Origin of the sequence: Nocardioides panzhihuensis, assembly GCF_013408335.1 — a bacterium.
In the GTDB taxonomy this organism is placed as follows: Bacteria; Actinomycetota; Actinomycetes; order Propionibacteriales; family Nocardioidaceae; genus Nocardioides; species Nocardioides panzhihuensis.
In genome coordinates, this window is record NZ_JACBZR010000001.1 from 140,164 (window position 1) to 151,734 (window position 11,571).

The following is an 11,571-nucleotide window of genomic DNA, read 5'->3' on the forward strand; positions in this document are numbered from 1 at the left end:
CTCGATCCGAGTGATCGAACCGCGGGAGCCTACTGGGGTATGCGATGGCATACCTGCAAGTAGCGGTAACGAGTCCGGAACAAATCGCTCAGGTCGCGCCCACCGCAGGCCCGGCAACCTGAGTGAGCTGCGCACCGCGCACGACCACCGGCAGGTCGATCTGGTGGTGGAGGCCCTGCAGGATGTCCGCGGGTCGTAAGGTCAGGTGGGTGGCCCCCACACGGCAGAGAGGTACCCTCACGGTCGTCGCCTCACTGCTCTTCGTCGCGGGATGGGCCACCAACCACTTCGCAGCGATGATCCCCGTCCTGCGCGACCGCGAGGGCCTGTCGGCCACCGTGCTGGCGGGCGCCTTCGGCGTCTATGCGCTGGGCTTGTTGCCTGGACTGCTGGGCGGCGGCGGACTCTCAGACCGGGTCGGTCGGCGCCGGGTCGTGCTGACCGGGTGCGCGATCGCCGCGGGCGGCAACCTGCTGATGCTGGTCTGGCACGACGGAGCAGGGATCTTCGCGGGCCGTCTGGTCGTCGGGGCCGGGGTCGGCCTGGCAATGAGCGCGGGTACGGCATGGGCAGGAGACCTCGCAGGTCGGCACGGCACGACGGTCGCCGGCACGACACTGACCGCGGGTTTCGCCTGCGGGCCGCTCGTCTCGGGCCTGGTTGCCCAGTTCCTGCCGAGCGGTGCGGCACTGGTCGTCCCCTTCGTGCTCACGATCACGCTCTCCCTCGTCTCCGTCCTGGTCGGATGGCGGGCCACCACCGCGGAACCCGTCACCGTGGGTCGCTCGCGCGCCGGGGCTCCGCCGGCGCCGGTCAGGGCCGGCCCCCGGGGCGGCGCCCGCGAGCGCACGGTCGGTCGCGCACTGGCCCGTTCCGTACCGATGGCGGTGTGGGTGTTCGCAAGCGTCACCGTCCCGGTGCTGGTGCTGGCGAGTCGGGTCGGCGGGGAGCACAACGGGCCCTGGCTGCCCGGCGTGGCCTGCGCCCTCGCGTTGGGCACCGGGGTCGCCGTCCAGATCGTGGCCCGGCGCGCGGAGTGGGGGCCCCGGGCCGGGATCGTGGGCGCCGGTCTGGCCGCAGTCGGCTTCGCGGTGTCGGCGGTCGTCGACACCCATCAGGGGGTGGCTCTCTTCGTCGTCGCATCCGTGGTGCTCGGTTCGGCGTACGGACTGTGCCTGCGCGTGGGCCTGATGGACGTCGAGGCCCTGACGCCGCCGGAGCACCGGGGCATCACGATCGGCGTCTACTACGTCTGCACCTACCTGGGGTTCGGTCTCCCGGTCCTGCTGGAAGGCCTGCGCTCTCCGGTGGGCACCACCGCACCCTTGCTCGTCCTCGCCGGGCTTGCTGTGGCGGCAGCGGCACTGCGGACGGTGCAGCTGGGGACTGTCCGAATTTCGGGTCCGGCGCGGATCCGGTGAAGCCTGCGGTGGCCTCGGCCGAGGAGGATTCGGCGTCGTAGTAGTTAGAAGCGGTCGTGGGTGGTTCACTTCCCCAAGGTCCACGCCTGGCCGCGAGTGGCCAGTCCTGAGCGACCGGCTCAGGGAAGTGTCTTGACGTCGTACTGCCGCACTTTGTCGTCAACGGTGACGAGTGTGGCGTCTTCGGCCTGTGCCTGGACGATGAGCATGCGGTCGAACGGGTCGCGGTGGATGAGTGGAAGCTGTGCGAGCCGTCCGCCGTGTGCTGCGGTGAGCGGGAGCTCGGTGAATCCGTCGTCCTCGATGCCTTGGGCGAAGTCGTCTTCGACTTCGAGTCGCCCGATGGACTTCTTGACCGCGATCTCGGTGATGGAGACTGCGGATACGAAGACCTCGTTGTCGAGGTCGGCGATGAGGTCGCGAGCTTCTTGCGGCAGCTTCGGTGAGTCGTCCCACCACCACAGGAGGATGTGGGTGTCGAGGATGAGCTTCACGAGGCCAGCGGGTCCGAGTCGTCGCCGTACCAGGCGGCTTCGTCGTCCTCGGTCCACTGGTCGAAGTCCTCGTGGATCCGGACGTGGCCCTTCATCCGGCCAGGTGAACGTGGCGCGCGTTTGGGCATCGGGCCGAGCTGCGCGACCGGGCGCCCGTTGCGGGCGATGACGATCGTCTCGCCGGCCTCGGCTGCACTGATCAGCCTGCTCAGCGAGGTCTTGGCCTCGTAGATGTTCACGATCGTCATACCTCGATGATACGCCGGTCTGGTCAGGTCTGACCAGACCTGATGATGCGACGGAGGCAGAACCGCCAATGTGTACGGGAACGGGTGACGTCCCGCTGGTACAAACGTGTGTGTGGCCCGCCAATGGAGCAGTGGGCCACGCACACGTTTGCCGACGAACCCTCAGGCGCCGATGGCGATGACGGGCTTCTTGGCGGGGTCGAGCTTGGTGAAGATCTCCTTCATCATCCAGCGCGGGACGCTGACGCAGCCGCCGGTCGCGCCGGAGCCGTTGACGTGCAGGAAGATGCCGGCACCGCGGTAGCGGACGGGCTTGGTGTAGTTGTACTTGACGACGACGCTGTACTCGTACTGGGTCGGGTAGGAGGCCAGTCGCTCGGAGCTGTTGACGTCGCTGGCGGGGAGCCAGTGGCGGAAGCCGCCGTTGGACTTGAGGCGGTAGCGGTTGTAGTAGCGCGAGTTGTTGTCCTGGACCCAGTAGAGGTCGCTGGTGATGCGGCGGTGGGACAACTTCTGCGTGCTGGCCTTCGCGTGCCTGCCGAAGGTCGACATCAGGCTGAAGGTGCCGAGCGGGGTGGTGCTGGTGCCTTGCTTGCGCTGGTCGCGTGGCACGACGCCGCCGGCGCCGATTCGGCCCTTGACGGTCATGAACTGCTGATTCCACTTGCCGTTGGACTTGGTCCAGTAGCGGACGTTGGCGTGGGTCTTGTACCTGGTGTTGACGGTGACGACCTGGGTGCCGCCGTAGGGGACGGTGACGGTGACGCCGTCGAGAACGACCCTGGTGGACGCATCGGCGTTGGTGACGAACATCGCAACCGCGGCCGCTGACGCGGCGACGAACGCGATGATCGATCCCAGCATCGTCTTCTTTGACGGGCTGAACGAGAGAGACATCGACTTTCTTTCGTGGGAGATCTGGCTGAATTCACCGGCGTCGATAAACCCGACGCTACGAACCCCGAGCAGCCTGAGGATGAATCGTTCAACGCGTACCGCTTCAACGGCAAGCGCTGGGACGTAGGCTCGGGCACCTATGACATGGGGTTCCGCGACTACAACCCCGGGCTGAACACGTTCACCACCCGCGACATGTACAACGGCGCCCTCGCCGACCTCGGACTCGGGTCTGACCCATACACCGGGAACCGGTACGCGTACGCGGCCGGTAACCCGATCTCGCGTGTCGAACTTGACGGTCACATGTACGCCGATGAAGGACCTCGGGCAGTGGCGGTGGAGCCGCCAACGGTCACGAACGGGGACCTTCAGAACATCATTAACGATACTTATGGAAAGCCGGGTTCAGTGCCTGAAGTTGGATCCGGGAAAGCGGCAGAAGCATTGATCAACGAACTCGATACTGGGGACAAGACAAAGGGCAAGTATCACATTCTCGACGTCGCGGAACTGTTCAATCGCTATTCGGAGATGCTCGAAGACGATAGAAAGGCACGCGTCAAGGGGAATGGCATCCTCACGGATGCAGAGGTGAAGATTGCAACGGCGGAAGCGGCTGAACTTTGGGATGCCCTAAATTACGAAGGTTCGAGCACTAAAGCTATTGATGACCTCAAAGACAGTCCGGGCCGGGTTGCAGCGCTAAAGGGGACAATGAAAAAGGCAACGGCGAGATCGGCAGTAAAGGGAATCACTGGCAACTTCTTTGTTGATGTTCCTCACAAGGGTCCACGTCTAAGTGGAGCGCAGAAACTGCCCAAGATCATGGGGGCGCTAGGGTTCGTTGGAGATGCGTTCATGCTTGTCGATGGTGCTATGTTGAGTGGTGAGATCGCAACTGACAGTCCTCGGACGAGGGGCCACGCATGTGGTGGAATGTGGGGAGACGCCTTCCAGTCGATGGGTTTCTGTTCAGAACCTCCTCCTGTGGCGTAGGCTTCAAGGCGATTGTGATGGCAGGATGAACCTTGCGTCAGTCATGTTTATCGTTGCGCCGATTACTTCGTTTAGCCCGCCATGTGAATCATTGACATTATTTTCCTCGAATTTTGCGAGTGGACGAACGATGAGTGATTACCTATATGTGAAGACCTGCATGATCGATTCGTTTGAATGGGGTTTGGATGCTGTTGCTTTCAAGGAGGCAAAGTGGCGTGATGAGGCTGATTCTTTAGGCTTGGAGTATGACGACTCTGGTAATGAATGGCTTCTGGTAAGTCAGGTTTTTATTCCGCGAGTCCTCGATGCCAAAGATCCACCGGTAAAATTGCTCGAGGAGGCTAGCAGGTTCATCGAGTTACTACTGCAACCTGGCGTCGATTCCATAACAGACATCGTCGTGTTGCGAATTGTTGACAATCTCCTCGGCTACCCTGACAGATGGACTAGGTTTCGACCGTATGCGGGCGAACGGCTGAGAGAGATTGTTGATACGCAGTCGGGGTACTATCGAAACGCGTAGCAACGTGCGGCCTTCTTTGGATGGTCGTCATGGCCTCGTACGTCTACGACGCGGTCTATCACCAGAACGCTGTCGAGAACGCCAACGGCGACCGGATCGAATACGACTACGACAGCGTCGGCAATCTGGTCGAGGTCCGCGGTCCCATGCGCCGCTCCGAGATTGCCGCCTTCGCCCTCGCTGACCTCGAGGCCAAGTCCGCCGGCCTGCTGCTGGATATGCGTCGCTCGAAGACCGATCCTGAAGCCCGCGGCCAGGTCGTTGGGATCGCGCCGGGCCGCTGCCGCGACACTGACCCGATCGTTGCGCTCGATGACTGGCTCGCTCTGTGTGGGCGAGCACCCGGGCCGGGTATTTACCAGCCTCCGCAAGCGCACCGCCGCTGCAGGTCATCTCCGGCTATGCCATCACAAGCATCGTCAAACACCGCGCCCGCGTCGCCGGGCTGACAGGCCGCGCGACCGCCCACTCGCTCCGTGCAGGGCATGCGATGCGTACGCAGTGAACCCGTCGGCGCCGTGGCCAGCGTCGTTGCGAGTCAAGTCGGTTCGATCGTCAGCCGGAGTCCTTGAGGTGACCTGGTCGTTCGCCAGCCCTGACGGGCGAGCGACCTTCGAGTTGGTCACGGTTGAGGGGGAGTTGCGGGTGCGGTGGAGGCGTGTCGGCGACCACGACGTTTTCTCGAGTCCCAAGCTCAATCCACTCCGCGAATACTCCGCGAAACCCCGTCGAGGGGCCCCGAGATCGGCCGAGGTGATCAGGTAACGTGGAACTCGTCAGCGATATCGATGATGGATGTTCGCCCAGTTCAAACGGTGGTTATCAGAAGCGGGCCGAGAAATCTCGAGGAAATCAGCGCTTGAAGAAAGGCGCCAGGCACCACGAGAAGGCCAGGGGTTCGAATCCCTTCAGCTCCACAAGCAAGAACCCCGTCTGACCTGCGGAAACGCAGATAGCCAGGCGGGTTTCTTCGCGTTTAGTACTGCCGTTGCGGGGAAGATTCCCCCCGAGCCGTTCCGCGAGCCAATCCAGCTCCGGCGCGCTCATCGAGCTCGAGGTCTCTGACGCCCGCGAGCTGCCAGCGGGTCTCCGAGTGGAGATCGGGCATGAGTCTTGATGCGGCTCTGCGCAGGGTCGTGAGTCGAAGTGCCTGGCAGTGAACACAAGAATCCCGTAGGTGCACGTATCGCCGACCTGCGATGGTGTCCTTCATGAATACGGAGCCGCAGACTGATCTCGATCGGCACTACGACCCCGGGGGCTGGTTGGCTCGGTTCGCGAGTCGGATCCTTGTGGTCTGTCCACGATGCGGGGGCCGTGCTCTTGTAGTCCCCCGGCCGGGCATTCCTGATCCCAGGTATTCAAGCGAGCTCCTGTTCCAGCCGCGTCGTTTGGCTTGTGGGGGGTGTGGTGCTGCCGCCGACTGGAAGCCCGAGGTGCAGGGAGCCGGGCTGGTCGGTGCGGTGCTGGGCGGCAGCGAGGATCCGTTCTTTCGGCAGCCTCTGTGGTTGCAGACTCGTTGCGCCGGGCACATCTTGTGGGCCTATAACGAGGAGCACGTCAACGAGCTGTCTGCCTATGTCGGAGCGCGATTGCGAGAGCGTGGCGGCGCGCGGCCGACGAGGTCGATGTTCGCTCGGCTGCCAGTGTGGATGAAGGCGTCAAGCAATCGTTCGGAGGTACTAGCTGGCCTTGAGAGTCTGCGGGAGCTGGCGAGGAGGACAGCGCCTGCTGACCGTTCCGCTGCTGCCCACGAGCGCGGCGACCGCGCCCGGGCGCACAGGAGTATGTACTTTCGCGGTGGCCCGTATGAGTCTTGAAGGCACTGATCAGGGTCGGGGGCGATCGTGAACCGCCCCAGGTTTGATGCCGCTGCTGTTTGTCCGCAGTTCGTGCGTCTTGGTCGAGTGCGTCTTGATCTACGGACTGAGGCGCTTCTTTCGTTTGGCGCGGCGCGTAGGGAGACTGGCCGCCGGGCAGGTCACCGAGGCTCAATGGGACCAGCGGATGTGCCGATGCTGGTGACGTGACGTTTGACAGGGATCGGCAGCGGATGCCCAACGTCGCCCGCTACCCTCGCCGCGTGCGGCGATGGGTGAGCGGACTGGTCATGCTGGGCGTCGTTGCCGTAGCGCTGGTCGTCTGGCATCAGCGCCAGGCACCCGATTCATGCCTGAGGACGGTCGACGTCGGCGGCGTCACCTACACGGAGGCGACAACAACCGAAGAGGTCGTCAGCGGAAACGAACTCGGGGATGGAACCCTGCGCTGTGGATCGTGCGCACGCACGATCATGCTGAACCGGACCCCTGGCCTCGATCCGGACGTCGCGGTGGCTTCTCCGATTGCGGCCTACGTCCTGTACCTCGCGCCGGGGGTCACCCCGCAGGACCTTCCCGACAAGTTCGGGACAGTGAGACTCGACGACTGAGCCGGGTTTCGGCGATGCTCGACAGGCTGATTCCGAAGACACGAAAGAACTCGGGGGAGCAGGACGACACCCCCGACCAGAAAGCGAGCTAATTGGGGCTCTGTGTGCCCGGGTTAGCCAGCAAAGAACCGGCCCTCACCTGAAAGTGCAGGTGAGGGCCGGTCTAGATGTACGCCATGTAGGACTTGAAGCGGGTTTGACGATCCGGACAGGTGCGGACCGTGGCGGACAAATGCGACCTGACCTGCGGAAACATCAAAATCCGTGCTAGACAGGAATGGACGAAAAAAGCCGTCCGTGTTCCCACTGTGTTCCCGTGAGGCGGAATCGGACGATTCTGATAGGGGAGTCCCTACATGGCTTACCGTTCCCGTTCCCACAGTGTTCCCGAGAAGAGAGCCTTCGGCAGCATCGAGCCCCGCGTCCGCAAGGACGGAAGCAAGGCATATCGGGCACGCTACCGCAGCCCGCACACCGGCGCGTTCGTCAGCGCACCCAGGACGTTCTCGGCCCGGATCGATGCCGAGGCCTGGCTGGTCGAGGAGAAGAAGCGCACCGAGGATGTCGCGACCTGGCGCCCGCCCAAGGTCCGGTTGGAGGAGGCTCTGCGTGCCCCGGTAGCGGAGGAGGTTCCGACCTTCGGTGAGTACGTCGAGGTCTACCTCGCCAACCGGCGCGTGCGGGGCTGCCCGCTGGAGTCATCGACGATCCGGGTGCACCGCTCGTACCTGAAGACCCACATCCTGCCGACCTTCGCCAAGGTTCCGCTTGACGCGATCACCCTGCAGATGGCCGACAAGTGGTACGACGCTCTCGACCCGACCAAGATCAAGACCCGTCGCGAGTGCTACTCCCTGGCTCGCTCGATCATGAAGGTCGCCACGTCGGCTCGTGGCCCGATTCCCGGTCGTCCCAACCCGTTCGATATCCGCGGGGCCGGCAGCGGGACCAGCCCGAAGCGCGACCGGATCGCCAGCGGGGAGGAGCTGAAGATCATCCTGGCGACGATCCGCGAGGACTGGCGGGCCATGGTCCTGCTCGCCACCTGGGCCGGCCTCCGCTTCGGCGAGCTCTGCGAGCTGCGTGGCTACGACGTCGACCTCGATGCCGGGAAGATCCGGATCCGACGCGCGGTCTCCAAGGACGAGCACGGCAAGCCGTATGTGAAGGGGCCGAAGTCCGAAGCCGGAGCCGACGATGTCCGGATCCCGAAGTCGGTGGTCCCCGCCATCCGCGACCATCTCGACACCCACGTCGCTGACCCCGACGATCTGGTGTTCCCGTCCACTGGTGGCGTGCATCTGGACCAGAAGACGTTCAAGACCGCGATCGCCGGCTGGTACGACGCCCGGGACGCCGCAAAGGCTGACGACCTGCGTTTCCACGACCTCCGAGCCACGGGCGCCACTCTCCTTGCTCAGGCGGGCGCGACCGAGGCGGAGGTGATGATGTTCCTGCGCGACTCGACCCCGAGCGCGGCGCAGCGCTACGTACGCGCCACCCAGTCACGCATGGACAAGCTCACCGACCGCTTGTCCAAGGTCGCCAAGGCGTCGAAGTGGTGACCGACGCGGTGGCACTACCACCGAACGATCCCGAGCGGATCAGTCTGCTCAGGGAAGTGTCTTCACGTCGTACTGTCGCACCTTGTCGTCGACGGTGACGAGCGCGGCATCCTCGGCCTGGGCCTGGACGATGAGCATGCGGTCGAACGGGTCGCGGTGGATGAACGGCAGCTGCGCGAGCCGTCCGCCATGCGCGGCAGTGAGCGGGAGCTCGATGAAGCCGTCGTCTTCGATGCCGTGAGCGAAGTCGTCGTCGACCTCGAGCCGTCCGATCGACTTCTTGACCGCGATCTCGGTGATGGAGACCGCGGACACGAAGACCTGGTTGTCGAGGTCGGCGATGAGGTCGCGTGCGGCCTGCGGCAACTTCGGAGAGTCGTCCCACCACCACAGGAGGATGTGGGTGTCGAGGATGAGCTTCACGAGGCGAGCGGATCCGTGTCGTCGCCGTACCAGGCGGCTTCGTCGTCCTCGGTCCACTGGTCGAAGTCCTCGTGGATCCGGATGTGGCCCTTCATGCGTCCGGGTGAGCGTGGCGCGCGCTTGGGCATCGGGCCCAGCTGTGCGACCGGGCGTCCGTTGCGGGCGATGACGATCGTCTCGCCGGCCTCGGCTGCGCTGATCAGCCTGCTCAGTGAGGACTTGGCCTCGTAGATGTTCACGATCGTCATGCCTTCAATCGTACGCCGCCTTGGTCAGGTCTGACCAGACTTGTTCTATGCGGTGAAGCGAAGAGGCCAGGTTCGCGGACTGTCATGATCCTCTCGGCCGTCGGCGAGCGGACAAGCTCACCGACCGTTTGTCCAAGGTCGCCAAGCCGTCGAAGTGGTGACCGACGCGGCGGCCCTTCCTCCGAACGATCCGGCGCGGATCAGCCGCTCGATCGAAGCCATCTTGACCCGGAGCGTCTTGCTGCCGAAGCGGACGGCTTCGAGCTGTCCCGCGGCGATGTAGCGGCGGATCGTCTTCGTGGACACGGCGAGCAGGTCGGCGGCGTCGCTGACGGACAGGAGCTGGTGCGTGTTGAGATCGTTCATGGTGGGGTCCCCCGTGGTGGTCGGTCTGATCCCCAGGGTCCGCAGCTGGCCGCGAGTGGCCACCGGGCTGAGTGCCGATTCCATGTGTCTTAGTTGTTCCTTGCCACGGTGGGATGACTCGGAAACGTAACTGATGCCCATGAGCGTGAACCTGCGTGAGATGCACGAACTCCTCGACGAGAGATCCTCGGCCAAGGATTCGGCCGGGGTTGACCGTGATCCTCTGTGACACGCGCTCAGCGGCGTGTCCGTAGGACTTGGAGGATCTCGTCGGGGTTGAGGCCGCGGTCGGCGAGCCGTTGCACGAGGTGTTTGAGGTGACGCGTCTGGGCGCGGAGACTTGGCGTCTTCTGGCGGTACCTGTCGCGTAGTCCTCGGATCAAGAGGGCATCGACCATGTCCGTGTAAGCGTGTTCGACCAGTGGTTGCCATTCCACGCGGAGTGGTGCCGGTAGGTCTGTGAGGTCGTTCCAGGCGTCGACGAGGAGGGCGCCGTCGAGATGGTTGAAGATCTGTTCGGGGGTGCCGTGCTCGAGGAGCCACTGGTAGGCGTTGATCCGGCCGGGGCGGGTGGCGAGGTCGAGGTCCTGGCTCTTGCCGCTCTGGTCACGGATGGTGACCGGGGTGAAGCAGGCGACCAGGTCAAGCCGCCAGAGCCGGATGGGGACATACCAGGTGAAGGCACGGTACTCGACTTCGCGGAAGGTGACTTGTGGGGTCAGCGCGAGGTCGTACCCGATGCTGCGAAGGATGCGTTCGGTGACGGCGAGGGTGGGTGACTTGGCGCCGCGTTCGTAGGCCGAGAGCGTGGACTGGGTGGTGCCGGCGCGGCGTGCGAGGGCTTCCTGCGTCAGTCGTGCTGCGACGCGGGCTTCGTGGATCAGCGACCGCCGGGTGGCCACATCTTCGAGGGTAGTTCATAGCCGATCGGCGCTGACATGTCCGATGGCTGTCCTTTACCGGTGCACCTGACTGATGACAGGTGCGCACGGCGAGGGGCAGGAGCCGCGTGATGAGTGTTGCTGATCGGTTCGGACTCGATGATCCGGACTCACCGCTGTTGGTCGAGGCGGCCGAAGGGTGGCGGCGCTGGTGCGCCCTCGATCCGCAGCTCGCGGTGGTTGACGAGCTGCGCGACCTGCGGGTGTGGACGAAGCGGGCCTCGCGAGAGGACAAGGACCGGGTGCTGGCGTCGGTGGCGGCGTTGACGGAGCGGGACCGCTCCGCGGTGGCGGCGCTGGTATGGCTGCTGATCCCTGGCGCTAGCCGGTTGGCGCAGTCGCTTCAGGATCTGACGGCTGACATCGATGACGTCGTGGCGGGCGAGCTGTGGATCCAAGCCGCCCAGGCCCACCAGCTCGGGACCCGTGGGCTGGCGCAGACGATCTTGTACGAGACCCGTCGCGCGGTCCTGCGTGGTCTCGATGTCGGGGCGCATGCTGAGAAGACCTGGTCGCAGACCAGGACCCTCGACGATCTCGACGAGGGTGCCCTTGGCGCGAGGGCGGACCTGCACGAGGATCCGGTGGCGGATGAGGTCACCGAACCGGTGCTGGACTCGGCCGCGGAGGTGGTGGAGTTCTTGAAGGCCGCGGGCTGTGATCGGGCGCTGGGGTGGTGGGACGTCTGGCTGGTGCATGAGCTGGCAGTCGCGGCGGACGAGATCGGGGCGCCGTTGCATCGTGGGCGGTTCGGATTGACCACGCCGGCGGCGGTGGCGAAGGTGGCCGCGCTGTGTGGGAAGTCGGAACGTACCGTCAGGCGCCGGGCGTGCCAGGCCCTGGATGCGTTGGCGGAGTACGCCGCTGCGCAGGTCGACGAGACTCGGCTGGCGCGGTGGCGGTCGGAGCATCCCGAGGTCCTGCCGACCTGGCAGCAGCTCGCCCGAGAAGAGGCGTGGGTGGACGAGACGTACGGATCCTCGGCCTGACCACCCGATGCGGCCGTCCTTCG

Annotated in this window: 15 protein-coding genes; 7 read left to right on the top strand and 8 right to left on the bottom strand. The window is 64.6% G+C overall.

The genetic code is table 11. From position 1 onward, the window contains the following. Positions 1-88 precede the first annotated feature (88 nt). Positions 89-220, bottom strand: coding sequence for a hypothetical protein (locus BJ988_RS30815; RefSeq protein ID WP_281365680.1), 132 nt, complete (start codon positions 218-220; stop codon positions 89-91). Here BJ988_RS30815 and BJ988_RS00620 point away from each other — a divergent pair. Further along, on the top strand, positions 210-1,421 hold the full coding sequence (locus tag BJ988_RS00620; protein WP_218860481.1) for an MFS transporter: 1,212 nt from the start codon (positions 210-212) through the stop codon (positions 1,419-1,421). The two genes, BJ988_RS30815 and BJ988_RS00620, sit on opposite strands and share 11 nt — an antisense overlap. Before the next feature lie 119 nt (positions 1,422-1,540). On the opposite strand, the gene BJ988_RS00625 is transcribed toward BJ988_RS00620, so the two are convergent. The 3 genes from BJ988_RS00625 to BJ988_RS00635 all read right to left on the bottom strand — a co-directional run bounded on the left by BJ988_RS00625 (position 1,541) and on the right by BJ988_RS00635 (position 3,060). After that, complete coding sequence (locus tag BJ988_RS00625) at positions 1,541-1,915, bottom strand: PIN domain-containing protein (protein ID WP_179656198.1); 375 nt, start codon at positions 1,913-1,915, stop codon at positions 1,541-1,543. Then, positions 1,912-2,163, bottom strand: a complete 252-nt coding sequence (locus tag BJ988_RS00630; RefSeq protein WP_179656199.1) for a type II toxin-antitoxin system Phd/YefM family antitoxin — start codon at positions 2,161-2,163, stop codon at positions 1,912-1,914. Before BJ988_RS00630 ends, BJ988_RS00625 begins: the two co-directional genes overlap by 4 nt. Positions 2,164-2,325: 162 nt before the next feature. Continuing rightward, positions 2,326-3,060 carry a L,D-transpeptidase family protein gene (locus tag BJ988_RS00635; RefSeq protein ID WP_179656200.1) on the bottom strand — a complete coding sequence of 245 codons (735 nt, stop codon included), beginning with the start codon at positions 3,058-3,060 and terminating at the stop codon, positions 2,326-2,328. Positions 3,061-3,072: 12 nt separating this feature from the next. Between BJ988_RS00635 and BJ988_RS00640 the strand changes: the two genes are divergently transcribed. The 5 genes from BJ988_RS00640 to BJ988_RS00660 all read left to right on the top strand — a co-directional run bounded on the left by BJ988_RS00640 (position 3,073) and on the right by BJ988_RS00660 (position 8,581). Next, positions 3,073-4,059: an RHS repeat-associated core domain-containing protein gene (locus tag BJ988_RS00640; RefSeq protein WP_179656201.1), complete on the top strand. Its 987-nt coding sequence runs from the start codon at positions 3,073-3,075 to the stop codon at positions 4,057-4,059. A 130-nt stretch (positions 4,060-4,189) separates the two neighbouring features. After that, entirely contained in the window at positions 4,190-4,585 is a 396-nt protein-coding gene (locus tag BJ988_RS00645; RefSeq protein WP_179656202.1) for a hypothetical protein, read from the top strand. Between the two features lie 29 nt (positions 4,586-4,614). Further along, positions 4,615-5,034: a hypothetical protein gene (locus BJ988_RS00650; RefSeq protein WP_179656203.1), complete on the top strand. Its 420-nt coding sequence runs from the start codon at positions 4,615-4,617 to the stop codon at positions 5,032-5,034. 1,604 nt (positions 5,035-6,638) lie between these two features. Continuing rightward, the gene (locus BJ988_RS00655; protein ID WP_179656204.1) at positions 6,639-7,016 is read left to right on the top strand and encodes a hypothetical protein; all 378 of its coding nucleotides are present in this window, start codon (positions 6,639-6,641) and stop codon (positions 7,014-7,016) included. Between the two features lie 356 nt (positions 7,017-7,372). Then, a complete protein-coding gene (locus BJ988_RS00660; RefSeq protein ID WP_179656205.1) occupies positions 7,373-8,581 on the top strand; it encodes a tyrosine-type recombinase/integrase in 1,209 nt (402 codons plus the stop codon). A gap of 48 nt (positions 8,582-8,629) precedes the next feature. On the opposite strand, the gene BJ988_RS00665 is transcribed toward BJ988_RS00660, so the two are convergent. From BJ988_RS00665 to BJ988_RS00680, 4 genes are all read right to left on the bottom strand, one after another. Further along, the gene (locus tag BJ988_RS00665) at positions 8,630-9,004 is read right to left on the bottom strand and encodes a PIN domain-containing protein (RefSeq protein WP_179656206.1); all 375 of its coding nucleotides are present in this window, start codon (positions 9,002-9,004) and stop codon (positions 8,630-8,632) included. After that, positions 9,001-9,252 carry a type II toxin-antitoxin system Phd/YefM family antitoxin gene (locus BJ988_RS00670; protein ID WP_179656207.1) on the bottom strand — a complete coding sequence of 84 codons (252 nt, stop codon included), beginning with the start codon at positions 9,250-9,252 and terminating at the stop codon, positions 9,001-9,003. Before BJ988_RS00670 ends, BJ988_RS00665 begins: the two co-directional genes overlap by 4 nt. 117 nt (positions 9,253-9,369) lie before the next feature. Then, positions 9,370-9,702, bottom strand: coding sequence for a helix-turn-helix domain-containing protein (locus BJ988_RS00675; RefSeq protein ID WP_218860483.1), 333 nt, complete (start codon positions 9,700-9,702; stop codon positions 9,370-9,372). 152 nt (positions 9,703-9,854) lie between these two features. Further along, positions 9,855-10,520: a helix-turn-helix domain-containing protein gene (locus BJ988_RS00680; protein ID WP_179656208.1), complete on the bottom strand. Its 666-nt coding sequence runs from the start codon at positions 10,518-10,520 to the stop codon at positions 9,855-9,857. Positions 10,521-10,630: 110 nt separating this feature from the next. Between BJ988_RS00680 and BJ988_RS00685 the strand changes: the two genes are divergently transcribed. After that, entirely contained in the window at positions 10,631-11,548 is a 918-nt protein-coding gene (locus tag BJ988_RS00685) for a hypothetical protein (RefSeq protein ID WP_179656209.1), read from the top strand. Positions 11,549-11,571: the final 23 nt, after the last annotated feature.

Coding starts and splice junctions, on each gene's coding strand:
- BJ988_RS00630 (WP_179656199.1), bottom strand. CDS start 2,163: ATGACGATCGTGAACATCTACGAGGCCAAGACCTCGCTGAGCAGGCTG.
- BJ988_RS00635 (WP_179656200.1), bottom strand. CDS start 3,060: ATGTCTCTCTCGTTCAGCCCGTCAAAGAAGACGATGCTGGGATCGATC.
- BJ988_RS00645 (WP_179656202.1), top strand. CDS start 4,190: ATGAGTGATTACCTATATGTGAAGACCTGCATGATCGATTCGTTTGAA.
- BJ988_RS00650 (WP_179656203.1), top strand. CDS start 4,615: ATGGCCTCGTACGTCTACGACGCGGTCTATCACCAGAACGCTGTCGAG.
- BJ988_RS00655 (WP_179656204.1), top strand. CDS start 6,639: ATGCCCAACGTCGCCCGCTACCCTCGCCGCGTGCGGCGATGGGTGAGC.
- BJ988_RS00660 (WP_179656205.1), top strand. CDS start 7,373: ATGGCTTACCGTTCCCGTTCCCACAGTGTTCCCGAGAAGAGAGCCTTC.
- BJ988_RS00670 (WP_179656207.1), bottom strand. CDS start 9,252: ATGACGATCGTGAACATCTACGAGGCCAAGTCCTCACTGAGCAGGCTG.
- BJ988_RS00675 (WP_218860483.1), bottom strand. CDS start 9,702: ATGGAATCGGCACTCAGCCCGGTGGCCACTCGCGGCCAGCTGCGGACC.
- BJ988_RS00685 (WP_179656209.1), top strand. CDS start 10,631: ATGAGTGTTGCTGATCGGTTCGGACTCGATGATCCGGACTCACCGCTG.